This window comes from Mobilisporobacter senegalensis (assembly GCF_003752155.1).
Lineage (GTDB): Bacteria > Bacillota > Clostridia > Lachnospirales > Lachnospiraceae > Mobilisporobacter > Mobilisporobacter senegalensis.
Genome location: NZ_RJVG01000005.1, coordinates 285,757 through 312,291, shown reverse-complemented (window position 1 = coordinate 312,291; position 26,535 = coordinate 285,757). Strand labels below are relative to the sequence as shown.

Below are 26,535 nucleotides of genomic sequence, written 5' to 3'. Positions count from 1 at the left end.
TATAGTATATCATAGTTTTGAAATATTTCAAATAAAATTTCAAAACATATTGACAAAATTCATTTGAATATATATTATGAAATATATAAAAACAAATTTCAAAACTTTTGTGGAGGGATCATATGAATTCTTATGTATTGAGTTTTAAAGATATGAAAAGCAATAATCTTTCAGAGGTGGGAGGGAAAGGTTTAAATCTGGGAGAATTATCAAAGATAGAAGGAATCAAAGTACCGGATGGTTTTTGCGTCACTACCAATGCTTATAAAAAAGCGATTGAAGGAAATTCAGAAATAAATGTTTTATTAGATAAATTATCTACAGTAAAGGCGGAAGAAAGAGAAGCCATAATAAAATTAAGTGAAAGTATCCGTAATATTATTGAGCATATCACAATAGATAAAGGAATTGAGGAGGAAATAAACAGAGAGTTATTAAAACATGATGACAACCAGGGGTATGCAATTCGTTCCAGTGCTACCGCAGAAGATCTTCCCCATGCGTCTTTTGCCGGTCAGCAGGATACGTATCTAAATATCATAGGTAAGAAAGAAATTCTTAACTACATCATCCGGTGCTGGGCTTCTCTTTTTACGGACCGTGCTGTTACCTATCGTATACAGAATGGTTTTGATCACAGAAAAGTATTACTTTCTGTGGTGGTGCAAAAAATGATTTTATCTGAGGCTTCCGGAATTCTGTTCACGGCTGATCCAATGACATCGGATCGTACAACGTTATCTATTGATGCAGGATTGGGACTGGGAGAAGCAATGGTATCGGGAATCGTAAATCCTGATATTTATAAAGTGAGAGCTGGGAAAATTATAGAAAAGACTTTAGGGAATCAGGACTTTCAAATAAAACCGGACCTAAACGGTGGGATTAAAGAAATCAAAATAAGTGAAAGAAATCAAAAGGGAGTACTATCCGATATTCAGATTCTGGAACTGGCTTCCATAGGTAAAAAGATTGAAGATCATTTTGGAGCACCACAAGATATTGAATGGTGCCAGATCAATAACGAGTTTTATATTGTACAAAGCCGTTCCATCACTACCCTGTTTCCATTGCCGGACGTTACTGCCGGGAAAAACCCACGGGTTTACATGTCAATTGGACATACCCAGATGATGACAGATGCCATAAGACCGTTAGGAATGTCATTTTTTGAAATGCTTTCTGATTCTTCTATGGAGAAGATCGGAGGGCGCATTTATACGGATATTACTCATGATTTATCTTCCACCGTGGGAAAAAAACGTTTAGTGATGGCAACTGGTAAACAGGACCCATTGATTCAAAATGCTTTAAAAAATTTAACAGCAGATAAAGAATTTATGGCATCCTTACCTAAAGGAAAGAGAAATATTAAAGGGGGTATTTTTACTGCTGCTTCTATCAAAGAAACCTTTAAAATATACAAGAAAAACAATCCTAAAATCATTGAGGATTTAATCAAAGAATTTGAAAAGGAAATAAAAGATACCAGGGACCAGTTAGAAAAACAATCTGAAGCAGAGATTCTTGAGTTTATCAAAAATGACCGGAAAAAACTATACGATATGGCTTACCATCCTAAGATGTTAGGAGCAATTATAGCCGCTATCCTTGTCAATGATTCTATTAATAAAAAGGTAGAAAAGTGGCTGGGAATAAAAAATGCAGCAGATATTTTAACAAAATCCTTAGACAATAATATAACGACCCAGATGGGATTGAGCTTATGTGATGTTGCAGATTCCATACGTGAATATCCGGAAGTTTACCAATATATTTCAGGGAATCCAAAGGATGATACTTTTCTTGAGGATATAGTCAAGCTTTCAGGTGGTGTGGATGTAAAGAGAGAATTAATGAAATTTTTTGATAAATTTGGCATGAGATGTCCTGGTGAAATCGATATTACAAAAGAGAGATTTTTGGAAAAACCTACTCAATTAGTTCCTATCCTGCTAAATAATATCCGGGTTTTAAAAAGAGAAGAACATTATGAGAATTTTACAAAAGGAAAGGAAGAAGCCCTTTCCAAAAGAAATGAAATTATTTTAGCTATCAAGAAGCTTCCTGGAGGAAGGAAAAAGGCTAAAAAAATGGCAGAAAACATAAGTTTACTCCGTAATTTCATCGGCTGCCGTGAATATCCCAAATATTATATTGTGTGCCGCTACCAATTATATAAAAATGCATTGCTCCGGGTAGCAGACCAATTAATACACAGCCAGGTCATAAAAGAGAGGGAAGATATTTTCTATTTATATTTTGAAGAGCTATATGAAGCAGTAAAGACACATAAAGTAAATTATGAAATAATCAGGAAGAGAAAAGAAGAGTATATCCGATTTGATAAATTGACACCACCCCGTATCATGACAAATGATGGCTATGTGCCACAAATTGGTTTTAAAGATCGCCAGATACCAGCCGGGGCATTATGTGGAATCCCTGTTTCTACTGGTATCATTGAAGGTCGTGCCAGAGTGATCCTGTCGGTAGAGGATGCAAATATTGAAGAAGGGGATATTCTGGTTACCCAGTTTACAGATCCAAGCTGGACACCTCTCTTTGTCACTATAAAGGGTCTGGTTACAGAAGTAGGTGGATTTACGACTCATGGGGCTGTCATTACAAGAGAATATGGGCTGCCGGGAGTTGTAGGTGTTGAAAATGCAACCAGATTAATTAAGGATGGACAAAAGATCCGGGTAAATGGGACGGAAGGATATGTAGAAATCATAGGATAATATATGAATAAAATGACAAAATCAAATACAAATTTATTATTGTATCTTTTAGGAAGATTTGTTTCTGATGTAGGTACGAGCATACAGTTAATGATAATACCACTATATATTTTAGATATGGGCGGTTCCACTACCACAGTAGGGATTTCTTCATTTTTGTCCATTCTGCCGGCACTGATCGTATACCCATTTGCAGGAGTACTTGGTGATCGCCTGAATAGAAAAGCAATTATGGTGGTAACGGATCTGATCAGCGGAGGAGTAATCCTATTTGCATCATTTCTGACCTATACGGGTAATATGAATCTAATCCTATTGCTGACCGTTCAAATAATTATTTCATTATTAAATGGTTTATTTGAACCTGCCACAAGAGGGATGCTGACACAATTGGTAAAAGAAGAGGAGTTAACTGGAATTAATTCTAAGATTGCAGCGCTAAAAAGCCTTTCCTACCTGATTGGTCCGGTTCTTGGTTCTGCACTTTATGTAAATTTCGGAATTACTATATTATTTTTAATCAATGGGATTTCCTTTTTAATCTCCGGTATGAGTGAGATGTTTATAAAATACTCTCATGGAAAATATAATATAACATCAGGAGTTTCAGGAATCTATAAGGATCTGGTGGAAGGGATAAAGTTTATCCATGGAAATAAATTAATCCAGAAATTATGCTATTTTCTTTTGATTACTTACTTTGTAATACAGCCTGTTTTCGGAGTAATATTACCGTTACTGTTTCAAAAGAAATTAGATTATCCCAGGGAAAGCTATGGTATCCTCCAGACAATCATAGTGGCAGGTATGTTAATGGGTAGTATATCCATTAATCTATTGTTTAAAAAAGAAAAAAACGTGATGAAACCAATGAAATTAGGAAATAGTATTCTTATTATTGCCATGATATTTTTTGAGATGTTGACTTTACCAGGTGTCTTAGTCTCGTTAGGGAATAGTTCCATTTTATATTTTGTAGTTTTATCCGGTACTTTGTGTATATTTAGTGGTGCACATACCTATATAACAATACCGTTACAAACTATCATCCAAAAGGAAACTCCGGATGAATATATGGCACGTGTATTCTCTCTTGTAGCAATGATTTCAAGAGGAGGAGCGCCATTTGGAGCGTTGGTTTATGGGATCTTCCTTGATTTTACTGAAATTTATGTTGCAGTAGGAGTAAGTATTTTACTTATGCTGGGGGCATCTGTACTGCTAATATCAAAAAAAGGTAAGTAAGACAAAGATTTTCTGATTAGTACATTCCTTTACAAATATATTTCTCTGTGATAAACTACCTTATAATATGTTACAGCTTAAGGCTGAACTATAATATTAATATATGACAAGTAAAGATAAGACTATGATAGATAAGGAAGTGCAACAATGTTAGATGGAAAGAAAATATTATTCAGCGGAATGCAGGCAACGGGGAATCTTACACTGGGAAATTACCTGGGAGCTTTAAAAAACTGGGTCACATTAAATGATGAGTATGAATGTTTTTTTAGTGTTGTGGATCTGCATTCACTTACAGTAAGGCAAGATCCGGCAGAGTTAAGAAAAAGAGCAAGAGCATTACTTACTTTATATATTGCGGCAGGACTTGATCCTGAGAAGAACTGTATCTATTATCAATCCCATGTATCAGGTCATGCAGAACTTAGTTGGATTTTAAATTGTTTCACCTATATGGGCGAATTAAACAGAATGACACAATTTAAAGATAAGTCACAGAAACATGCTGATAATATCAATGCAGGATTATATACGTATCCGGTTTTAATGGCTTCAGATATTCTTTTATATCAGACAGATGTGGTGCCGGTAGGAGTGGATCAGATGCAGCATCTTGAACTTACAAGAGATATTGCAGAGAGATTTAATAATATTTACGGCGATGTATTTACAATCCCGGAAGCTTATATTGGCAAGGTTGGTGCCAAGATCATGAGTTTGCAGGAGCCAGCGAAGAAGATGTCAAAATCTGATGAAAACCCCAATGGAAGTATTTATCTAATGGATGACACAGATACGATCATACGTAAATTCAAGAGAGCAGTAACAGACTCTGGCAGTGAAATCATATACTCTGACGAGAAACCAGGTATTAAGAATCTTATTGATATTTATAGTGTATGTACTGGTAAATCAAAAGAAGAAATAGAGAAAGAATTTGCGGGCTCAGGATATGGAGACTTTAAACTTGCGGTTGGGGAATCTGTGGTAAGTGTATTAAAACCGGTTCAGGACAGAGTTGCTGAATTATCCAAAGATAAATCATATATTGATACTATTATAAAAACAAATGCAGAAAAAGCAAATTATTTTGCAGGTAAGACTCTTAGAAAAGTACAAAAGAAGGTTGGCCTTCCAGAAAAGATAAGATAGTTAGTTCAATAAGGGCGGCCATTTATGGCTTGCCCTTATTCTATGGTTCTCAATTGCCTAATGTATCATTAAATTATAGAAAGGATTAAATTATGTCCGTAGGTTTAGTTTTAGAAGGCGGTGGTATGAGAGGTATTTACACTGCCGGAGTATTAGAATATTTCCTGGAAAAAGAAATTGATATTCCATATGTAATAGCTGTGTCAGCCGGTGCATGTAATGGGACAGGATATGTAGCAAAACAGAAGAAGAGAAATTTTGCGATCCTTACGAAATATATAAATGATCCCAGATATATAAGTCTTAGAAATTTTATTAAGAAAGGCTGTATCTTTGATTTTGACTTTATTATTGATGAATTGGGAAATAAATTAGAACCTCTTAATATAGAAGACTTTTTTTCATCCAGTACAAGATTTATAACAGGAGCCACGGATATCGTAACGGCAAAGCCTGTGTATTGTGAAAAAGAAGAATATAGTGAAAATTTTAATTTTCTAAGAGCTTCCTGTTCTCAACCTTTCTTATCTAAAATTGTGGATTATAAAGGGAAAAAACTATTGGATGGTGGAATTGTAGATCCGATTCCAATCAGAAGATCCATAGAAGATGGGAATGAAAAGAATATTATCGTTCTGACCAGACATAAAGGATATCAAAAGAAAAGAGAATACAGCCACAGGCTATGTAAATATCTTTATGGAGAATATCCTGAGTTAGTGGAATTATTAATGACCAGAGATAAAAAATATAATGAGACGCTGGAATTCTGCTATCAGCTCCAGGCAGAAGGAAAGGCAGTCATAATCCAGCCGGAGGAAAAACTTTTAGTGAACCGTTTGGAAAGAAACCGGGAGAAATTAGTTGACACATACCGGTTAGGAATTCATGATGCTAAGAAAAATGTAAGAAGAATGAGAGAGTTTCTATCTGATGACTAGAAACTCTCTCATTCTTCTTACATTAAAAGCTTGGTGGTGTGGATACCCATAATAGGCTGGCTCCGGTCTTACTTGAGGCAGTAATATAGTGTTTTTTATTTGGGGTGAAATAAAAAGCTTCCCCTTTTTTTGCTTTGTAAACTTTAGATCCAATATGAATATTAATATTTCCACTGAGTACAAATCCAAATTCTTCCCCTTCGTGTGGATTATCAGGGTATGTAGAACCACCTGGATCAAGTGTCAGCAGTATAGGCTCCATCATATTTTTTTGGGCATTTGGAATGATCCATTGTACTTTATTATTTAATTCATTGTCATATTTCTCAAAGAAATCTGTTTTTTTAAATACGACTTGCTCTGAGGTGGTATTTGTAAAGAATTCTTCAAGATTCGTTCCTAAACATTGTAATATATCAACAAGAGTAGCAATAGAAGGCGAAGTTAAATCTCTTTCTAATTGAGATATAAAACCTTTCGAAAGTTCTGCTCTGTCTGCTAATTCTTCCTGAGTTAAATTCTTTTGTATTCTTAACTCTTTAATTTTGCTTCCAATCATCACTTAAAATATGCACCCCGTTATCCTAATCATTATTAGTAAACATTTAGTTTAGCTACACTAAACGAGAACTATTTTTATTATACACGTTAATAAATTAATGTCAATAGGACAAAGGTTTTCCTAATCATAAGGATATCTGTTTCGTTTGTTTTATAAGCATAGAATCAATTGGTTTCGATATCTGGTATCCAAGAATAAGTGAGAAAAATATAGTCACAGCATCTTTTATAAAGAAGAAAGGAGCAGTAGGCAGTAATGTTTTTGTAATTAATCCATATACGGCTAAACCCAGTAAATGGCACACCAAAAGTCCTGATAGGCTGAAAAGGATACGTAAAGGGAACTTTTTTCCTTTCCCCAGGCCGGTGATAAAAGCCATAAAAATGAAACCGATAAGATATCCTCCCGTTGGACCGGCTAAAGCACTCAGGCCACCTTTGAAATTTGCGAATACAGGGAAACCCACAGCTCCTATTAACAGGTATATTAATACAGAATAAGTTCCCAGTTTAGCGCCCAGAACAATTGCAAGTAAAGCAACTGCAAATGTTTGAAGAGTTATTGGTATTCCCCCGGGTAATTGGAAGGATATCTGAGATAAGATAGAGAGTATGGCTGTGAACATTCCAATCAGGACCATATCTTGAACGGTAAGTATTTTCTTTTGCTTCATTTAATTATCTCCTTTATGTATTTTATATGTAGTTCCATTTTGATTATAAATGAAGTATATATTAGTCCAGGGGTATTGTCAACCTAAAAATATAAAAGGTTAACAATAAGAGTTAAACGAACCTTTACTTTCCTAAAACATAAAATTTACATTGATTCTGTAATATGTAATATAAGTAAAAGGGTATTGTTAAGGAGAAGGAATATGATGAAGAGAAAAGAAAAATTTATGAATTTATCAATTCGAAAAAGATTAGGGCTTACATTTGGTTTTATTGGAATGATCACATTACTCATTGTGATCATTGGATTATTTGGTTTTATTAATCTTAATTCGAAAGTGGCTCTATTTTATTCCGGCCCATATAAATTAGAAGAAAGTGTTTTAAATGCTCAGATTTCAATACAAAAAATTGAGAATAACATTAATAAGGCATATATGACCAAGCAAGATAATTTAATCAAAAAATATATAGATCTGGCAGAGGAGCAGCATGGAAAGTTAGAAAATTCAATAAAAATAATAGATCAAAATATTGAGGTGCTGACAAACACACCGGAGACAGAAGGAATATCAAGTCTGAAAAATGAGATAGATAAAGGAGCCAGATACCGGAAAAATATTGTAGAAAGTGCAGGTAAGGGGGACAGAGAGGCTATTAATAGTATTTACAAAAATGATTATTCTCCTATACTCAATCATATATCAGAAGAATTAGATGCGATTGCTTTAACTTCCCTGGATTATGCCAAGATATATATTAAAGATGCCAATTTCAGAACAATAGTAAGCTTAAGTATTTTTGCAGTTCTATTATTGATAGGAATAGTAGGAGCTTTGTATATATTTAAAGTTGTAATAAGTAGTATCATTATGCCGGTAGAGGCCATTAAAGATACGATGGAGGAAGTTTCAAAGGGAAATCTAAATGTGGATTTAATGTATGATTCAAAGGATGAATTTGGTGTCTTGTGTGATTCCATCCGTACTACAATATTTGGATTAAAAGAGTACATAAACAATATTACAATGGTTTTAAATACACTGGCAAGCAAAGACATGACGGCAAAAGTCGAGATTGAATATAAGGGTGACTTTCAGCCGATCCAAGAAGCTTTAGCGCAGATTACGGTATATCTGGGTGATTTCTTATATAAAGTGAAAGCTGCTGGAATCGAGGTTCATGAAGGTGCAGAACATATAGCAATTTCTGCCGGGGAAATATCTAATGGTGCAGTGCGCCAGACAGATTCCATAACCTTATTAAGAAAGCATATTCAGGAAATAGTGGAACAGGTAAATGAGAATTCCAGTCATACAAGTTATGTCACGGAATTATCATCAACGACAGAAAACAGGGCGATAGAGGGCAGTGAGTATATGAGATCATTAGTGAATGCAATGGAAGCAATCACCTCACATACAAGTAAAATATCTGATGTAATACGTGTTATTGATGAAATAGCAGAGCAGACCAACCTATTATCCTTAAATGCATCAATTGAAGCTGCCAGAGCAGGGGAAGCGGGAAAAGGCTTCGCAGTAGTGGCATCGGAGATTGGAAAACTGGCAAACCAGTGTACGAAAGCAACGAAATCTACTTCTGATTTGATAAAAAGCAGTATTAATGCAATCAGAGAAGGCGGTATCGTAGCGAAAGAGACAGAAGAAAAATTCCAATCTATCCTGGAGTCCACTATGAATACGAAAGAATATATGGAATCTATTTATAGTTCTGCTTTAGCGGAGAAAGATAAACTGGAGCGAATTATGGAATATAGTGATCATCTAATAGAAACAGTGGAAGAAAATTCAGCAGCTGCCGAAGAAAGTCTTGCAACCAGTGAGGAATTTTTATCACAAGCAGAAATATTACAAGAATTATTAGAAGGATTCATATTACCGGAAGATGAAAATATAAATTCAAGTAATGAATTGTCATTTGACGAAGAAGAGAAAGATGCCGATTTATTTTCTTGTATAGATCAGATAGCTTAGAAGGCTTTGGCAAATGATATCTGTTTGCCAAAGCCTTTTTCTTATTTATAAAATTCAATAATTTTATCCATTCTGGAAGTCATATTGGCAAATAGCATATCTACTAATGTAATAGCCACCATGCTCTCAACCACAACAACTGCTCTCGGAACGATAATCGGATCATGACGTCCTTTTACGTTTATCTGTATATTCTCTTTTTGATTATTTACTGTTTCCTGGGTTTTACCTATGGAAGGGGTAGGTTTAATTGCAGCCCTGAGTATGATCTCAGAGCCATCGCTTATACCCCCTAAGATACCACCTGCATGATTGGAGCGTTTGGACAGATTCCTATTATTGTCATACTGCCAGGTATCATTATTCATTGATCCCAGTAAATTAGCTGCTCCGAATCCTTCTCCAATTTCTACACCTTTTACGGCACCAATTGATGTGATTGCTTTCGCCAGATTAGCATCCAGTTTTTCAAAGGTTGGATCGCCCACACCAGCAGGCATTCCAGTAACGATACATTCTATAACACCGCCTACAGAATCCTGCTCTTTCATAATATTTAACAGATAATCTTCTGCCAGGCTGGAAGCATCCAGATCAGGCATATAAAGAGGACTTATCATCACATTATCTTTACTGCACTTATTATAATTAATCGTAATATCTCCAATAGATTTTGTATATGCCATTACATGAATTCCCAGGGCATTCAATATACCGGAAGCAATTGCTCCGGCGGCTACTCTCCCTATGGTTTCACGGCCAGAAGAACGGCCGCCTCCCCGATAGTCCCGGAAACCATATTTCTCGCTAAAAGTATAATCTGCATGTCCCGGTCTATAATAACTTGCGATATCGGAATAATCTCCAGAATGTTGGTTCTGATTATGTACCATCATGGAGATTGGAGCACCAGTTGTCTTATTTTCAAATGTACCCGATAGAATTTCTACCATATCAGATTCTTTTCTTGGAGTGGAATATTTCGTCCTTCCAGGTTTTCTTCTGTCTAAATAACGTTGGATAATAGATTCTTCCAGATTAAGTCCGGAAGGACAACCATCGACAACAACACCAATTCCTTTGCCATGAGATTCTCCCCAGGTAGAGATACGAAATTGATTTCCATATATTGATCCAGACATAGATTTCTCCCTTCTGTAAATGTTCATATTGATACGTTGATACATATTGTAATACATTATATAGGAAATAATAGTGGGATTCAACAACAATATATTATAAGAAAAAAGAATAATAATGGGACATTTTAAAGGAATTTATCATAACATATAGTAAGGTGGCGAAGGCTATCTATTATAATACCACTAAGAGGAGGACATCAGAACTATGAAATATTATAATGATAAGATGAATAATAAGGAATCACATGTTAATACCGGTGATTATAAAAGACCATATCAAATGAATCGAAACTTTGTAGCCGATCAATATAAAACACAAGAAATTATTAAGAAAACTGGTGAGACTTCAGAATTAATTATAGAAGACAATACTGTATATGAGATTGACAAAGAATGTATTGCTTGTCTAAAAAATAAAAAAATATAAAACGAAAAGGCTGCTTTAGCAGCCTTTTTGTTTAAGATAGAACTAGAAGCCATTACCGCAGCAGCAAAGAAGGATAATAAGTAAGAGACAACCATTATCATCGCCACAACCATTACCACCAAATCCGCCAAAACCATTGCCATTTCCACAGCAGCAGAGTAAGAGAATGAGAATAAGACAAAGACTGTTATTACCTCCTGTAGAACATCCTCCACCACAATTTGTAGCTGTTAAATCACTCATTTTTAGTTCCTCCTAAATTATAATTACAATGTATAATATGTAGTGACGCTTGGTCAGTTTCCTATTTTAGGAAGAAATTTTTTAATTAATTTATAAAAATATTAGATATCTCTGGAAGTTATATAATATTTTGATATAATAAAAGGAATCATTATTTTAATATTAATATTTTCTCATGAAAACTTATCCATTTTGTAAGCGAACATAAATGAATCTGGTGAATATTATGAATTACAAGATTTATTTGCTACTAAGTGGAGGTCACAATATGAGTGAAAATGAGAATAAATTAATTAGAAATAATAATTTTGATTTTAATACTTTAGAATCAAAATTTAGAAATAGAGAATATAAATATATTGCTGAAGGATCAGGAAGAAGAGTATATGATTTAGGTAATGGATATGTTGTAAAAGTTGCAAAAAACCCCCGTGGATTTGCTCAAAACAAAGTAGAATATGATATAGCAAAAAATAGTAATTTACAAATATTTGCCACAGTTTTAACTGTTTCCGATGACTTTAGGTATCTTATTATGGAAAGAGCTGAAAGGATTAAAAATATATATTATGTAATGAATTATTTTAAAGTAAAAAATGCCAGGGAATTATATCATTTAAAGGAATTACAGGATATTGCCCGTGATTACGAGTTGATATTAAGAGATCTTGGACGGGCATCCAATTGGGGACAGATCAAAGATAGGCCGGTTATCGTAGATTATGGTTTTACGAAAGAGGTTCGCAGAAAATATTATTAGTAATATAGAAATCTTAAGGGCTGCCACAAGATATTAATCTTTTTAAGGCAGCCTATTAGAAGATTCAAATGGTTTTAATTAGAAAGATAGATGAGAAAGGAAACATTATGAATTACAATAAGAAAAAAAGACTGGTTATAGGTATGAGTGGAGCAAGCGGAGCAATCCTTGGTATCACACTATTAGAATTAATGAAGGAACATACAGATTGGGAGACACATCTTGTAATATCAAAGGGAGCACAACTGACCATCAGAGATGAGACAGAATATACGCTGGATCAAGTGAAGGAATTGGCAGATTATGTATATGATAATAACAATGTTGGAGATGCATTAGCCAGTGGAACTTTTCGGACAGAGGGGATGGTCGTTATCCCATGTAGTATGAAAACTGCTGCAGGTATTGCCAATGGTTTTTCAGACAACCTTTTGCTGCGGACGGCTGACGTTACAATAAAAGAGGGAAGAAAACTGATTGTTGTGCCAAGAGAAACTCCATTAAGTACTATCCATCTAAGAAATATGTTATTACTGGCAGAGGCTGGTGCAATGGTAATACCTCCAATGGTCACTTATTATAATCAACCGGCTGATATTGAAGATATGAACAGGCAAATTGTAGGAAAAATCCTTGACAAATTTGATATAGAAGTGATAGGTTTTAAGAGATGGAAAGATAAGGAGGATAACAGATGAGACTTAACAGGGAACAGGCATGGAATCTATTAACAGAATATAATAAAACCGATTCCTTATTAAAACATGCATTAACTGTAGAAGGGGTCATGAGGCATTTTGCCAATCTTTTTGGGGAAGAAGATATAGATAAATGGGCTATTATAGGATTGCTTCATGATTTGGACTACGAAAAATATCCGGAACAGCATTGTATTAAAGTTCAGGAAATACTAAGAGAGAGAAATATTGATGAAGACTATATTCATGGAATAGCAAGTCATGGCTTTGAGATATGTTGCGATATTGAGCCAATAGAGCGTATGGAATTAGTATTATATACAATTGATGAGCTGACAGGTCTGATAACTGCAGCGGCTCTTATGAGACCTAGTAAAAGTGTTATGGATATTGAATTGAAATCAGTGAAGAAGAAATACAAGGACAAGCGTTTTGCTGCAGGAGTAGATCGCAGTATTATTGAAAAAGGTGCCAGTAAATTAGGAATGGACCTGGACACAGTTATTAATGAAACAATTCTTGGCATGCGTGAAGTTGCTGAAGCCATTGGCTTAGGAAATCATGAGGAATAATTATAACAGACATATGAAATAATTTAGAAAGACTACTAAAATATTAATACATGCCAATAATATAAGTGTAATATATATTTAAAATAAATAATTTTTAGGAGGTATCAGAAATGGCAGTAAAAAATGCTATGACAAGTGACTTTTTGCATTCAGCGTACGGTGGTGAAAGTTTAGCACATATGAGATATTTATATTGGGCAGATGTGGCTAAAAAAGAAGGATTCCCTAATATCGCTAAACTTTTTGATGCAATTTCTTTCGCAGAAAGAGTTCATGCGAACAACCACTTTAAGGAAATCGATGGTGATATCGCGGATGCTACCGTTACAGCAGGCGGAGTATTTGGAATTGGTAAAACAGTAGATAATTTACAAGGTGCGATCAATGGAGAACTTCATGAAGTGGAGCAGATGTATCCAGTGTATTTAAATGCAGCAGTATATCAGGAAGAAAAAGGAGCAGAAAGATCATTCCACTTTGCATTAGAAGCAGAAAAGATACATGTAGATTTATTTACACAGGCTCAGAATGCGGCAAAAGAAGGAAAAGATATTGAATTAAATGCTGTTTATATCTGCCCGATCTGTGGACATACAATTTTAGATGGTGCTCCGGATAATTGTCCTGTCTGTGGTGCAAAAAAAGAAGTTTATAAAGAATTTTAAGTTACAGTTCAGCCATGCAGAAAGTAGTATGCAAATTGCACGTGGGTGCTTGCACACTAAGGGCAGTTTGTACACGGCTTTCTATATGGCGTTCTGCCAAAGCGAGATGCAGGGTCGCGAAATCGAGCTTATGGCTGAATTGTAACTTCAATATTATGATGCCTTGTCATTAGTTTAAACTAGTGATGAGGCTTTTTTTTGCGCGAAGGCACAAGTCAAGCGCCGCTACAGACTAAGATGAATCATGCTTGCATGAAAACTCATCTTAGTCTGTAGTGGCATTATACTAAAAGAAAAATAATTCGAATATCTCATATTTTTTTGTAACATTCTATCTTTATATTCGTTTTTATAAGTGTAAGGAGTAATTGATAGAGAAAGGAGGAACAAATGCAATGTTTAATAAGGGAAAAAAGAAAGAATCAATAAAAAATAATGATGAGCTGATTGAAGAAATATGCTCTGCCACTTGGAAAGATATATATCGTTTCATATATTATAAAGTTCAAAATAAAGAAGAGGCAGAAGATATCACCCAGGAGACTTATGCCAAGGCACTTCCTTATTTGCAAGATGAAAAAATCTCAATGGATAAATGCAGAAGTTTCTTAAAAACCATAGCATTAAATATCATCCGGGATAATTGGAGAAAAAGCAAAAGACAAGGAATTATGATGAACATAGATGATGTTGAGCCGGGAAAATTAGGAGAAGACGATTTTGCAGATGCTTATGCAATTCGTGAATGGACTGAAAATGCATTAAAGACATTAAATGATGAACAAAGGACAATCATAGAGCTTCGTATCTTAAGAGGATATTCCGTTGAAGAAACAGCTAAATATATGAATAAATCGGAAGGTAATATTCGGGTAATACAGTACCGGGCATTGCAAAGTCTTGGAACAGTATTAAAGAAAAGTATATAGAAAAGGAGGATAACTATGGACAATATGGAAAAGAAAATATCTGATTATATAGATCAGCTTAATAAGGAAGTAAAACCAATAGAACATAATCAATTCAATGAATCAGCTGATTATGAAGAACTTATGGATACGGTTCGTACTATTCGAAATCTAAAAGAACCAGAGTATCCGGATGAGAATTTTTCACGCAGGTTAGCTGCATCAGTAAAAGGAGCTGCAAATATGAATAATAAAAGAAATAAATATGTATGGATAACCAGAACAGTTGCAGCAGCAGCTGTGGTAGCATTGGTGTTCCTTGTTAATATGTTTATGCCAACGAATAATGGTAATATTGTAAATGCAATGGAGAAAGCATTAAAAGAATTAAAAGCGTATCATGGAATCATTGAAGTAGTTGAACTTAATGGACAAGGAGATAAAGTTCTTCAAGGAAGAAGAGAAGTCTGGGCAGATCGGAACGGAAATTATTATCTGAAAGAATTGGAAGGTTCAATGAAAGGCCTGGTAACAGTAAATAATGGAGATAAAAAATGGCAAATCAGAGAAGATACTAAGCAAGTTCATATATTTTCAGCATTTCCAGATGCATATCGCTTTACTTTTGAATTAGGGAAAGAAATTGAGAATATTAAAAATGCTGTGAATGTAAAAGTGATTGGAGAAGAGAACATATTAGGAAGAGAAACTTCAAAAATAGAAGTGACCCCTGATGGAGGAGCAGTATATTACCTATGGGTGGATAAAGAGACAAACCTTCCATTACAAAGAGAAACAGCAATGGAGAATGCAGTCCAGTATCAAATTACTTATACGGAGATAGAATATTTAGATGAGATTCCATCAGAACTCCTTGAATATAATATTCCGGAAGGATTTGGAGAAATAGATAAGAATGGAGAGCAGGTGTTTGAAAACATACAAGAAGCAAAAGAAATCATTGGATTTGAACCAAAGCTTATTTCACAGATACCAGAAGGATATAGTCTAAAGACGATTGCTGTTGAGATAAAGAATAACCGTTTAAACTTATACTACAAGAATGAAAGTAATACTGTAATCATTACACAAATGAAAGCAGATGGAGAATTAAGACCGGATACTTCTGCTGTGCTTGGTAAAGTGAATGGCAATGTTGCTGAAATATTTGTATCATTGGACAATAGTGAAGGAATTCTTATCGGTGGCGGATCATATGCTGGAATGACAGATATCAGCAGGGTGCGCTGGATTGAAAATGGAAAGGAATATTCCGTTCTTGGAGATATTTCTTTAGATGAAATGAAGATTTTTGTAGAAGAGATATCAGAAGGTGAAATGATCATTCCAGAAGAAGAGGTAGATACGAATGAACCGGAAGTCACTGTTGAAGTTAATATGGAAATAGAAGAAAGTGAGCAAAAAAGTGCAGATGCAGGTCATTCCCCTTGGAGACTGGACCCTGCATATGTTACACAAGTATTTGTAAGTCTGTTAATTATGCCAGATGGAATTCAGGGAGACTATCCGATTGCTTATGATAGCATAACAATTGAAGAAAATTCAGGTGTTTATGCAGTTGCAAAGATTAACGATGACAATTCCCCAGCAAGTTACGTATACTTAAAGAGACTGGTAAGAGAAGATTCTACAGGAATATGGACTGTAGTCGGATACGATAAAACAAAGTAAAGCAGTCATTAATAACTGGAAGAAGGGGCTTTTGCACAATATACTTTTCTGAAATTTAGAAGAACTTTATATTTTTGCAAAAGTCCCTTCTTTTTATATAATCAGCAAGAACTTGTATTATATAAAACTCCTTTTTCATTTCAAGTATGATAGAATATAATTATATTTGGATGGGTATTTTACTATGAAGGAAGTTGTGCTATAGTTAATCTGATTACTTATTATATATATCATAAACAATACTATGTTAAGTTTCCAATGATAGAGCAATGGCTTGAAAGGAGATTAGCTTTATGAATAAACAAATTAATAAACAGATGAAACAGATAAAAAAAGAAGAACATAAATTATTAAATCAGAAAGAGAATGTTTTTGTAAAATCCACAATTAATCCAGTTGTAGATAAAATTCAAGGTTATATTCCAGGTAAATTAAAATCCACTTTAGAGACAGCGTTTTATAAAGGATTCTGGCTGGTTTTCAAAAAAGGTAATATCTATATAGAGAAAACTTATAATAGAGATAAAATACAATTAGAGTACGATTTAAACAATTATGCCATTGATAAAAGTTCAAGCAGAAAGTATATAAACCGCCTGGACCGGTATGCAAATCAGTCCCAAATGATGAACTCCTCCATTTCTGTAATAGAAGGTGGTGTTCTTGGTCTATTTGGTATTGGGTTACCTGATATTCCTCTCTTCTTGTCACTGATCATGAAAGGAATTTATGAGATAGCATTAAGCTATGGTTATTCTTATGATACGGATGAGGAGAAAGAATATATTCTACTAGTGATTGGCGGTGCCATGACAAAAGGGGAAAGACAGAAAGAATGGAATCGCAGGATAGATGAATCAGGTGATAATATTGACAATAATATTATTACAGACATTGATTTGGAAGAACAGATGAAAGCTACGGCAAGTATCTTATCTGATGCACTTTTGACCGCAAAATTTATTCAGGGAATTCCTTTTGTTGGAGCAGTAGGTGGTATTGTAAACTATAATATAATCCGTAGGATCAGCAGGTTCGCTGCTATAAAATATAAAAAGAGATATTATATAAAGAAACAAAAGGAATCTTCCGGTAAATTAACCTGATTTTTCTGATACTTAATCATACAATAGAAGGAGCTGCCCTCAATTCATATTTTCAGGACAGCTCCTTCTATTGTGTTATTTTAAAATTACTCTTAAACTACACTACTATCCTATGCACAAATCCGTTCAATATCTTCTCCGCTTAAGGATTCTTTCTCTAATAATTCTTCGGTTATCTGTTCCAGCCGATCTAGGTTTGATTCCAAAAGGCTTCTCGTTTCCTCATACAATTTATTCATTAGTTCTCTGCATTTGCTGATTAATTCATTATCATGGCTGGATTCTAAAACGTCCATACTAAATAGCCCCATGTCAGAATCCATACCAAATTTATTAATATAATCAACAATGGAAGAAGAAGCTTTTTGAATGTCATTGCTTGCTCCCGTAGTAATTTCATCAATACCAAAGATAATTTCCTCTGCAGCTCTGCCGGCTAATAAGACTTGAATATTGGAAAGTATTTGTCTCTGGGTTTGAAACATAGTATCTTTAGGTATGCTCAAATTAAAACCTCCAGCACCTCGAACACTTGGAATGATTGTTACTTTTGAGATATAATGTTCTGGTAATAATAATGAGGTAACCAGAGCATGGCCTGCTTCATGATATGCAGTTACCTTTCTATCCTGGACTGTAATATAACTACGATCTGCTTTTGGCGCGCCTGCAATCACTGTATAAAATGCTTTATCAATATGTTCTTGGCGGATTACATTTTTGTCATCATTTGCAGCAAAGATTGCAGCCTCATTTAAGAGGTTTTCAAGCATTGCCCCACTAAAATATACGGTAGATTTTGAAAGTGCATCTAAATCCACATCCTCTGAAAGTGGCTTTTTCTTTGCGTGTAAAGATAATATTTTCTTTCTGGAGTTTACATCTGGAAGTCCAATTTCTATCTGTCTGTCAAACCGGCCTGGACGCAGCAGTGCTTCATCTAAGGTGTCCAGTCTGTTGGTAGCACCGATTACAACGATTCCTGTATTTTCATGAAAACCTGACATTTCAGTAAGCAATGCATTTAATGTCTGATCACGTTCATCATTGCTTGCCGAAGCATTTCTCGCTCTTTTTTTACCTATGGCATCAATTTCATCGATAAATATGACTGCCTTCTCACTTTTCTTAGCTTTGCTAAATAGATTTCTGATTCTGCTGGCTCCAACACCTACATACATTTGTACAAAATCAGAACCGCTCATGGCATAAAACGGCACATTTGCTTCTCCGGCAATTGCTTTAGCCATAAGAGTTTTTCCAGTACCGGGAGGTCCATACAGTAGTAATCCTTTCGGCATTCTTGCACCTATGGAAGCATATTTTTCTGGCTCTTTAATAAAGTTGATAATATCTTCAACCATATATTTGGCTTCTACATTTCCGGCTACCTGATCCAACGTTATAAGAGATTTACCGTTTGGTTTCTTATTGGCATTATTTATTAGCTGGGTATTTCCTCCACTGCGGATATAATAGAATCCTCCTCCAATTATGGCAACTATAAATAGGAGTTTTAATATATCTGCAAATACGTTGTTTTGACCATAATTAACTTTAATATCATGAATTAATAAAAATTCTATAAAATCTTCTGTTTTTGGATTTGGAACCCTATAAGAAGTGTCAGAGTCAGATTTTAACTCTGCTTTAAAAGTATCACTGTTATTTCCAAATGTCACCGTATCTACCTTATTTTCTTCTACCGCATTTATAAAAGAGGGGTAGGACATTTCCGGATCTGGTTTATTTAAATAATAATTACCCACTAGTCCTACTATAAGCAGAATTAGAAAAGACAGGATAATCAGATGAATTCGCTTCATGAAATACCTCCATTGTTTGATTAAGCCCTAAGTTTATGTATCAATTGTAACTCTTTTCGAAAAAAATTTCTATGTATAATTTCTGGCAAGGATATCATGAAATATATTTTGTTATTTAATCGTACATAGGATAGATATTTAAAACATAAAATTAGGAGAGAAGTTATAATCTTGGATAGAATAATATAAAGGAGGATATTTATGGAGACAAAGGACATACCCGTAGATAATAAATCAGACGACAATAAAAAGGAAGATATTACTGTGGATACCGGAGATAGCAAAGAAGTGGAACAAAACCAAGGGGATGAAACAGAAGTAAAAATTGAAGTGCTGGTAACAAAGGAGTTAGAGAAAGAAAACCTTGAGAAAAAAGAAGTGGAACAGGAAGTAAAAGAAGAGCAGAAAGTAAAAGAAGAACAAGAAGTAAGAGAAGAACAGAAAGTAGAAGAAGAACGGGAAGAGAAGGAAATAAAAGAAGAGCAGGAAGTAAAGGAAGAGCCCAAGAAAGAGAATCAGAAGATACATAATAATCAGAATAAAAAAGAACTCAATGATGCATCAACCGGAGAAGAGATGCAGAATCATAAAGCTGTTTTCATACTTTCCTATTTAGGAATCTTATTTTTCTTACCACTTATTGTTTGTCCTAATTCGAAACCAGGACGGTTTCATGCCAATCAGGGGCTCGTTCTCTTCTTAGCTGCCATTGGGGGAGAAATTGTTCAAATTATACTGGAAATGATACTACCTCTTAGTTTTTTAGGATTTCTTTCTTTTATCTTTAGCATCTATGGCCTTGCGATATTTGTATTGATGGTTATAGGTATGATAAATGCCAGTAAAGGGGAACAAAACCCATTGCCTGTCATTGGTGAAATACAGATCATTAAATAATTTTATATGTTTTATTGATTAAAATTAAGAAAAGTGACTAAAACCGGGGCTATAAGGTGAGAATCTTGTAGTCCTAATTATATGTAATAAATCACAGGATTTTCCAGAGAAAAATATTTTTCATATTACGGATACGAGTTTATAATATAAATGTTCATTATATGGTATGATAGAGAAAAGCTTGTAATTTTAAAAAGTTTGTTCTTTTATTAAAATTTGCAACGATATGAAAGTTTAGAGGAGATAATATGTGTGGGAGATATTATATTGCTGAAGAAACATCCTCAGAGATCCAAAAAATAATACAAAGAATCCAAAGTCAGCTGGATGCTCCCTCGATGAAGACAGGAGAAATATATCCATCTGAAAATGTTCCAATACTGGTTGCTAAGAAGGGCGGGATTGTTCCTAAAATAATGTCATGGGGAATGCCCGGCTTTCATAAAGGAAATAGAATAATAAATGCCAGAAGTGAAACTGTTTATGAAAAGAATATGTTTAAAGACAGTATAATTCATAGAAGGTGTGTCATACCTGCCAACGGGTTTTATGAATGGAACCAGCTGGGAGGTAAGAAAAAATATTATTTCACTGACTCTGCACAGGATACTATTTATATGGCTGGGATTTATAACAAGTATCAGGATAAAGAGTGTTTTGTGATCCTTACTACCAATGCCAATTCCTGCATGAGTGATATTCATAATCGAATGCCTTTAATTCTGAAGAAGGAACAGATTGGAGACTGGATCATGAAAGAAGAATTAACAAAAGATTTTTTGAACCTGATTCCTGATGATCTGAAAAGAGAAGAAGTAAGAGATGAAGGGAAGGAAGAATTTGAACAGATGACTTTTGATTTTTTATAAATGTGATTTGAATCATAGTGGTTTCAGAATTTATAGATATACTAATCTTTATAAATCTTGAAAGGAGATAAGAATATGTCAGAATTTACTTCACAGGTAGATGCACGTAAATATGCACCAAAAGATAAGCATCCTACTATTTTAGGTACATTTGATGCCTTGAAACCTGGTGAGAAAATGGAATTGATCAATGACCATGATCCCAAACCACTCCAATATCAATTTATGATAGAGAAAGAGGGAGAATTTGAATGGGAATACCTGGAAGAAGGTCCGGAAGTCTGGAGAGTCGCTATATCTAAAGTTAAATAAAATCATGAAATATGGAATATAAAGTAATGATATAAAAATCCACAAGTCAGATTTATTGGTTTGTGGATTTTTCTTGTGGGTATTTTAATGAGTCATATTAGCAGTATATCAATTAAAATCTGTATAATTTAAATAATAGGTAAGAAATAATTCCAATTCAATGTTGAAATTTGCTAAAATATGGTATAAAATGAATTTAATACAAATTAGGAGGTTATTTATGCAAAAAACGAAATTAGGAATATCAGTAGGATTGGTAGGTGCAGCATTATATTTTTTGGGAGCTCTTAGTATCATACCGGCATTTTTACTGGCAGGTTATGTATTACTTATGGAGGATAATGAATGGCTTAAAAAAACAGCAGTTAAAATGGTAATAATGATCATTGTCTTTAACATATTATATTTGGCTGTGGGAATGGTTCAGAATGTATTTGATTCATTAGATATAATATTTGGATGGATTACTCCATTTAGGATTGAAGTTCCGCTGAATTTAGATCAACTTGCCAGAATCGTTTTAGTTATTTTACGAGATCTAATATTGATTATATCAGGTTTTAATGCATTAACTATGGGAACTATAAAATCTAAATTTATGGATAACATTATTAATAAGCACATGTAAAGATATGAGGAGGATTTATCAGTATGGCATTTTTTAATAAAATGGGTGAAGCATTATCTAATAAAAGTAAAGATGTTGTGAAAAAAGCAAAAGAAATGGCAGAAATCGTAAGCTTAAATGGACAGATTAACAGCCAGGAAGAAATTATAAATAAAACATATATTGAAATAGGAAAATCCTATTACGAATTACATAAGGAGGAGGCGGATAATATTTATGCACCTCAATTTGAAATAATTAGTAATGCATTTTCTAAAATCGAAGAATTAAAAGTGGACATAAGTAATATTAAAGGGGTTCAAAAATGTCCAAATTGTAGTTGCGAGATTAGCGAAGGAGTTACATATTGTCCAAGCTGTGGTGCTAAATTAGAATTCCCTGAAGCAACGACTGAAGTAGCTGAAGTGATTGAAGACGAAGTGATTGAGACTGAAGTTATAGAGAATTAAAGAAAAGGACTGTCACCAGATTTTGACGATATGGGGACAGTCTATTTTCTATATGGGTAATTGTTATAAAGTTTGACTTCTATATTCAATCTATGGTAAACTACTAATACTTAAATTAAATATTTTGGTAAATTGGTGCCTGATACATGATTATTCATGGGATCAGGATAATAGGGAAATAAGTGAAAATCTTATACGGTCCCGCCGCTGTAATGGAAGAGCTGTGTTTGACAATTATATTGTAAAGCCACTGCATAGAAATATGTGGGAAGGAAAACATAGCATGGATGCCTAAGTCAGAAGACCTGCCATTTACTTTGATTATACACTGATTACGGATGATAATTAGTGATTTTAAAAGAACATTTTCTGTCTATAATTGCGTCTTTTGATAGTGTGTAATCAATTTCTACACACTATTCAAAGGACGTTTTTTTAGTTTACGAAAAACGGTTCCTCTTTGTGAAGGATGGTATAAACATGAGAAAGCACCCCAGAGGATACTCCATTGATTATTATGCATATTTGTCACCTCTTCGTATGTGGAACGCTTCTTTTAAAGTGCTGTTATCAGTAAGTATATTACTCATATGTATTATTGCGGATAATATATATGTTTCAGCTGCCATTATCCTGGGGATGGGCTATTTGACGGTAAGGAAGGGAAATGTCCATTTTCAGGATTATCTTGCCCTTTTGCGAGTCCCTCTTGCATTTATCATATTAGGAAGCCTTCCTATTGGTGTTAGTATAAGTAAACATGCCACTGGAGATTATTTCATGAATTTTCACTATTTCTATTTTTATGTTACTTCAGAAAGTATACTTACTGCTGTAAGAGTCATAGTGAAAGCTTTTGGTGCAATCAGCGGGATGTATATGCTGACATTGTCCACCCCGGTAAACGATATCATTATGGTACTTTGTAAAAGTCACGTGCCAAAGCTTATTACAGAATTAATGAGTATGATATACCGGTACATATTTATTCTAATGGATGTCCAGTACAGGATCAGAAATTCGGCAGAATCAAGGCTGGGATACCGGGATTTTAAAACAGCTTGTTTCACCTTTGGTAACTCCATGAGCAGTCTGTTGATCATTTCACTAAAGAAAGCAGGAATGTATTACGATGCAATGGAAGCAAGATGCTATGAAGGAGAGATGCATTTTCTGAAAGAAGACAAACCTGTTGAAACAAGGCAGATCCTAATGGGGGCATTATTTATAATAATTATTATTTTAATCAAACTATTTACGGAAATGGAAGAAGGGATTGTAGTGTGAAACAACCTATTTTAAAGATAACAGACTTATCTTATTCCTATGATAATCATGAGAAAATTTTAAAAGATGTGAACCTGGACATATTTGAAAGAGAAAAGATTGCGGTACTGGGAGCTAACGGTTCCGGAAAATCAACTTTTTTTCTGAATATTAATGGAGTATTGATCCATGAAACGGGAGATATTTATTATCGAGATACAAAAATAGATAAGAAGAATCGAAATGAGTTAAGAAAAAGAGTGGGAATTGTTTTTCAGGATGCGGATAATCAAATTATAGCATCTACCGTATTGGCAGAGGTATCATTTGGACCAATGAATTTAAAACTTTCGAAAGAGAAAGTAAAAGAACAGGTCTATGAAGCACTGGATTATATGAATCTTATTGGCTTTGAAGAACGCCCTCCTCACTATTTGAGCGGAGGCGAGAAAAAAAGGGTCAGTATTGCGGATATTATAGCCATGAAACCGGAAGTGATAATTTTTGATGAACCGACCGCATCTCTTGATCCACTGAATCAGCAGATGCTGGAAGAGGTATTGAAAAAGTTGGAGAAGGAAGGAAAAACAGTCTTAATATCTACCCATGATGTAGATTTTGCTTATCGATGGGCAGAACGTATATTAGTGTTTTCAAAAGGTGAGATCATTGCTGATGCTCCACCGGATGAAATATTTCAAAATGATGAAATTATAAAAGCAGCAAATTTGAAAAGGCCTGTTTTATTAGATATATATGAAATGTTAGTTAACAAAAAGTTCTTAAAAGCAGAGAATTCCTATCCCAAGACGATAGATGAGCTTTATGGACTGTTGTCAAAAAGTAATTAGTTGAGTCATATTAACAAAAACTAGTTAAGGAGAGAAGAAAATGTCAAAGAAGCAAAAGAAGTTAGTTTTATTTGCCACTGCAATGGGACTTATGCTGTGCATAACCCCTGTAGCAAATGCCATGCATATTATGGAGGGATATTTATCGCCTAAGTATTGTATTGCATGGGGCGCAATTAGTCTTCCATTTTTGATAATGGGTAGTATTTTCATGAAAAATACAATTAAGGAAAACAGGAGATCCATAACATTATTTGCCATGGCTGGTGCATTTATTTTTGTGATTTCCTCACTAAAGATTCCATCTGTAACAGGCAGCTGTTCCCATATGACAGGAACAGGCCTTGGCGCATTATTGTTTGGTCCTGCTCCTGTTGCAGTTTTAGGGATGATCGTACTAATCTTTCAGGCAATTTTATTAGCTCATGGAGGATTGACAACACTTGGGGCAAATACTTTTTCCATGGCAATTGCAGGACCATTTTTGTCCTACGGAATTTATTATGTATGTAAAAAATGTAACCTTAATAGAAAAGTCAGTATTTTTTTAGCAGCCTGTCTGGGAGATTTATTTACATATTGTATTACAAGTATGCAGCTCGCTCTTGCGTATCCATCTAAAGATGGTGGAGTGATGGCTTCTGCCGTTAAATTTTTAGGAGTTTTTGCACCTACACAACTGCCTCTTGCAATTATTGAGGGTATCATAACCGTAATCATTATGATTGCATTAGAAACCTATGCAAAACCAGAATTAAAATCCATCGGTTTTTTAAAGGAGGTGAACTAAAATGAGTAAAAATAAAAAAACAGTTATTATTTTATCCGTAGTTATTATCCTCATGGCTTTTGTTCCTCTATTCCTTCTGAAAGGTGCTGAGTTTGGAGGTTCTGACGATGCAGGAAGTAAAATGATTGAAGAAATAAATGGAGGATATGAACCATGGTTTACGCCAGTCCTGGAAACATGGATTGACGGAGAACTTCCAGGAGAAGTGGAAAGCTTGCTATTCTGCCTTCAATCAAGTATTGGGGTAGGAATCATTGCTTTTACTATGGGACGTTTTGTAGAACGTAAACATAAGGAAGATGAACAGAAAGGCGCAGCGTAGGGAAGAAATTTATGCAACAAGGTATACTAATGGTCAGTTTTGGATCCAGTCACAAAGAAACGAGAGAAAAGAATATTGATGGGATATTTTCACATGTAAGAGAGAAATATCCTAAGGCAAAATGTTATCAGGCATTCTCAAGTGATATGATTCGGAAAATATTAAAAACAAGGGATTTCATTGAAATTCCGGATATAGAAGGGGCCTTAATAGAGATGAAGAAGGACGGCATTACCCATGCATATATCCAGCCCACTCATATTATTGATGGAATTGAAAATAATAAGATGAAAGAAATTGCAGGGAAGTTTTCAGGTGAATTTCAGGTATTAAAGATAGGCAGTCCGCTACTGGATACAAAGGAAGACTTTGACGAAACGGTCAAGGGAATATGGGAAGAATTAACTCCTATTGTGAGAGATGATATTTTAATCCTTATGGGGCATGGTACAACCCATGAAGCCAATGAAGCGTATTCCAGATTAGAAGCATGCTTTCGCAGTCATGGAAAAAATAAAGTGTACATTGCAACAGTAGAAGGTACACCTACTATAGAGGATGTAATGGATAAACTGACTTGCAGAAAAGGGGAGAGGATCGTACTGGCTCCGTTTATGTTTGTTGCAGGAGAGCATGCGGTCAATGATATGGCGGGAGAAGAAGATTCTTTTTCTTCTAAATTATCAGCAGCAGGATATATTACTGATTGTATTTTAAAGGGAATTGGTGAGTATGAACCAATCAGGGACAGATATATCAAACATTTGGATGAGATTCTGACTAAAGCAGAATAGAGG

Annotated in this window: 28 protein-coding genes and 1 riboswitch; of the genes, 23 read left to right on the top strand and 5 right to left on the bottom strand. The window is 34.5% G+C overall.

From position 1 onward, the window contains the following. Positions 1 to 122 precede the first annotated feature (122 nt). The 4 genes from ppsA to EDD66_RS10455 all read left to right on the top strand — a co-directional run bounded on the left by ppsA (position 123) and on the right by EDD66_RS10455 (position 6,082). Positions 123 to 2,744, top strand: coding sequence for a phosphoenolpyruvate synthase (gene ppsA, locus EDD66_RS10470; protein ID WP_123609519.1), 2,622 nt, complete (start codon positions 123 to 125; stop codon positions 2,742 to 2,744). 3 nt (positions 2,745 to 2,747) lie between these two features. Further along, positions 2,748 to 3,989, top strand: a complete 1,242-nt coding sequence (locus EDD66_RS10465) for an MFS transporter (RefSeq protein ID WP_123609518.1) — start codon at positions 2,748 to 2,750, stop codon at positions 3,987 to 3,989. Positions 3,990 to 4,136: 147 nt separating this feature from the next. Further along, positions 4,137 to 5,141 carry a tryptophan--tRNA ligase gene (trpS, locus tag EDD66_RS10460; RefSeq protein ID WP_123609517.1) on the top strand — a complete coding sequence of 335 codons (1,005 nt, stop codon included), beginning with the start codon at positions 4,137 to 4,139 and terminating at the stop codon, positions 5,139 to 5,141. Positions 5,142 to 5,233: 92 nt separating this feature from the next. Further along, complete coding sequence (locus EDD66_RS10455) at positions 5,234 to 6,082, top strand: patatin-like phospholipase family protein (RefSeq protein ID WP_123609516.1); 849 nt, start codon at positions 5,234 to 5,236, stop codon at positions 6,080 to 6,082. 22 nt (positions 6,083 to 6,104) lie between these two features. On the opposite strand, the gene EDD66_RS10450 is transcribed toward EDD66_RS10455, so the two are convergent. Continuing rightward, positions 6,105 to 6,644 (bottom strand): helix-turn-helix domain-containing protein, encoded by a 540-nt coding sequence (locus EDD66_RS10450; RefSeq protein WP_123609515.1) that lies wholly within the window; start codon positions 6,642 to 6,644, stop codon positions 6,105 to 6,107. 124 nt (positions 6,645 to 6,768) lie between these two features. Next, a complete protein-coding gene (locus tag EDD66_RS10445; protein WP_123609514.1) occupies positions 6,769 to 7,317 on the bottom strand; it encodes a biotin transporter BioY in 549 nt (182 codons plus the stop codon). Positions 7,318 to 7,521: 204 nt separating this feature from the next. Between EDD66_RS10445 and EDD66_RS10440 the strand changes: the two genes are divergently transcribed. Continuing rightward, entirely contained in the window at positions 7,522 to 9,315 is a 1,794-nt protein-coding gene (locus EDD66_RS10440; protein WP_123609513.1) for a methyl-accepting chemotaxis protein, read from the top strand. Between the two features lie 41 nt (positions 9,316 to 9,356). On the opposite strand, the gene aroC is transcribed toward EDD66_RS10440, so the two are convergent. Beyond that, the gene (aroC, locus tag EDD66_RS10435; protein ID WP_123609512.1) at positions 9,357 to 10,457 is read right to left on the bottom strand and encodes a chorismate synthase; all 1,101 of its coding nucleotides are present in this window, start codon (positions 10,455 to 10,457) and stop codon (positions 9,357 to 9,359) included. Between the two features lie 205 nt (positions 10,458 to 10,662). On the opposite strand from aroC, the gene EDD66_RS10430 reads away from it, so the two are divergent. Continuing rightward, positions 10,663 to 10,884 (top strand): hypothetical protein, encoded by a 222-nt coding sequence (locus tag EDD66_RS10430; protein WP_123609511.1) that lies wholly within the window; start codon positions 10,663 to 10,665, stop codon positions 10,882 to 10,884. A gap of 42 nt (positions 10,885 to 10,926) precedes the next feature. Here EDD66_RS10430 and EDD66_RS10425 read toward each other — a convergent pair whose 3' ends face one another. Further along, positions 10,927 to 11,127: a chorion class high-cysteine HCB protein 13 gene (locus EDD66_RS10425; protein ID WP_123609510.1), complete on the bottom strand. Its 201-nt coding sequence runs from the start codon at positions 11,125 to 11,127 to the stop codon at positions 10,927 to 10,929. 268 nt (positions 11,128 to 11,395) lie between these two features. Here EDD66_RS10425 and EDD66_RS10420 point away from each other — a divergent pair, with 268 nt between their 5' ends. The 7 genes from EDD66_RS10420 (at position 11,396) to EDD66_RS10390 (ending at position 17,528) form a co-directional block, all read left to right on the top strand. Then, entirely contained in the window at positions 11,396 to 11,887 is a 492-nt protein-coding gene (locus tag EDD66_RS10420) for a hypothetical protein (RefSeq protein ID WP_243115341.1), read from the top strand. Positions 11,888 to 11,955: 68 nt separating this feature from the next. After that, positions 11,956 to 12,585 carry a UbiX family flavin prenyltransferase gene (locus EDD66_RS10415; protein ID WP_243115340.1) on the top strand — a complete coding sequence of 210 codons (630 nt, stop codon included), beginning with the start codon at positions 11,956 to 11,958 and terminating at the stop codon, positions 12,583 to 12,585. Further along, positions 12,582 to 13,157: an HD domain-containing protein gene (locus tag EDD66_RS10410; RefSeq protein ID WP_123609509.1), complete on the top strand. Its 576-nt coding sequence runs from the start codon at positions 12,582 to 12,584 to the stop codon at positions 13,155 to 13,157. Before EDD66_RS10415 ends, EDD66_RS10410 begins: the two co-directional genes overlap by 4 nt. Before the next feature lie 110 nt (positions 13,158 to 13,267). Beyond that, complete coding sequence (locus tag EDD66_RS10405) at positions 13,268 to 13,822, top strand: rubrerythrin family protein (RefSeq protein WP_123609508.1); 555 nt, start codon at positions 13,268 to 13,270, stop codon at positions 13,820 to 13,822. A 395-nt stretch (positions 13,823 to 14,217) separates the two neighbouring features. Beyond that, complete coding sequence (locus tag EDD66_RS10400) at positions 14,218 to 14,751, top strand: RNA polymerase sigma factor (RefSeq protein ID WP_123609507.1); 534 nt, start codon at positions 14,218 to 14,220, stop codon at positions 14,749 to 14,751. Between the two features lie 15 nt (positions 14,752 to 14,766). After that, on the top strand, positions 14,767 to 16,422 hold the full coding sequence (locus EDD66_RS10395; RefSeq protein ID WP_123609506.1) for a LolA family protein: 1,656 nt from the start codon (positions 14,767 to 14,769) through the stop codon (positions 16,420 to 16,422). Positions 16,423 to 16,715: 293 nt separating this feature from the next. Next, a complete protein-coding gene (locus tag EDD66_RS10390) occupies positions 16,716 to 17,528 on the top strand; it encodes an EcsC family protein (protein ID WP_123609505.1) in 813 nt (270 codons plus the stop codon). A 110-nt stretch (positions 17,529 to 17,638) separates the two neighbouring features. Here the strand turns inward: EDD66_RS10390 and EDD66_RS10385 are convergent, their stop codons facing one another. After that, positions 17,639 to 19,354, bottom strand: a complete 1,716-nt coding sequence (locus EDD66_RS10385) for an ATP-dependent metallopeptidase FtsH/Yme1/Tma family protein (RefSeq protein ID WP_123609504.1) — start codon at positions 19,352 to 19,354, stop codon at positions 17,639 to 17,641. Between the two features lie 201 nt (positions 19,355 to 19,555). On the opposite strand from EDD66_RS10385, the gene EDD66_RS18450 reads away from it, so the two are divergent. The 10 genes from EDD66_RS18450 (at position 19,556) to EDD66_RS10330 (ending at position 26,532) form a co-directional block, all read left to right on the top strand. After that, positions 19,556 to 20,251 carry a DUF4870 domain-containing protein gene (locus EDD66_RS18450; RefSeq protein WP_170164319.1) on the top strand — a complete coding sequence of 232 codons (696 nt, stop codon included), beginning with the start codon at positions 19,556 to 19,558 and terminating at the stop codon, positions 20,249 to 20,251. Positions 20,252 to 20,499: 248 nt separating this feature from the next. Further along, positions 20,500 to 21,120, top strand: coding sequence for an SOS response-associated peptidase (locus EDD66_RS10370; protein WP_123609501.1), 621 nt, complete (start codon positions 20,500 to 20,502; stop codon positions 21,118 to 21,120). A 75-nt stretch (positions 21,121 to 21,195) separates the two neighbouring features. Next, positions 21,196 to 21,432, top strand: coding sequence for a DUF2249 domain-containing protein (locus tag EDD66_RS10365; protein WP_123609500.1), 237 nt, complete (start codon positions 21,196 to 21,198; stop codon positions 21,430 to 21,432). Positions 21,433 to 21,652: 220 nt separating this feature from the next. After that, a complete protein-coding gene (locus tag EDD66_RS10360; protein WP_123609499.1) occupies positions 21,653 to 22,060 on the top strand; it encodes a hypothetical protein in 408 nt (135 codons plus the stop codon). Between the two features lie 23 nt (positions 22,061 to 22,083). Further along, a complete protein-coding gene (locus EDD66_RS10355) occupies positions 22,084 to 22,509 on the top strand; it encodes a zinc ribbon domain-containing protein (RefSeq protein ID WP_123609498.1) in 426 nt (141 codons plus the stop codon). A 116-nt stretch (positions 22,510 to 22,625) separates the two neighbouring features. Further along, positions 22,626 to 22,836, top strand: a riboswitch (cobalamin riboswitch). A gap of 153 nt (positions 22,837 to 22,989) precedes the next feature. Then, positions 22,990 to 23,796, top strand: coding sequence for a cobalt ECF transporter T component CbiQ (cbiQ, locus tag EDD66_RS10350; RefSeq protein ID WP_123609497.1), 807 nt, complete (start codon positions 22,990 to 22,992; stop codon positions 23,794 to 23,796). Next, a complete protein-coding gene (locus EDD66_RS10345) occupies positions 23,793 to 24,626 on the top strand; it encodes an energy-coupling factor ABC transporter ATP-binding protein (protein ID WP_123609496.1) in 834 nt (277 codons plus the stop codon). The genes cbiQ and EDD66_RS10345 overlap by 4 nt, the downstream gene beginning before the upstream one ends. A gap of 40 nt (positions 24,627 to 24,666) precedes the next feature. Continuing rightward, on the top strand, positions 24,667 to 25,416 hold the full coding sequence (locus EDD66_RS10340) for an energy-coupling factor ABC transporter permease (protein ID WP_123609495.1): 750 nt from the start codon (positions 24,667 to 24,669) through the stop codon (positions 25,414 to 25,416). A 1-nt stretch (position 25,417) separates the two neighbouring features. Further along, positions 25,418 to 25,738, top strand: coding sequence for an energy-coupling factor ABC transporter substrate-binding protein (locus tag EDD66_RS10335; RefSeq protein ID WP_123609494.1), 321 nt, complete (start codon positions 25,418 to 25,420; stop codon positions 25,736 to 25,738). A gap of 11 nt (positions 25,739 to 25,749) precedes the next feature. Then, positions 25,750 to 26,532, top strand: coding sequence for a sirohydrochlorin cobaltochelatase (locus tag EDD66_RS10330; protein WP_123609493.1), 783 nt, complete (start codon positions 25,750 to 25,752; stop codon positions 26,530 to 26,532). Positions 26,533 to 26,535: the final 3 nt, after the last annotated feature.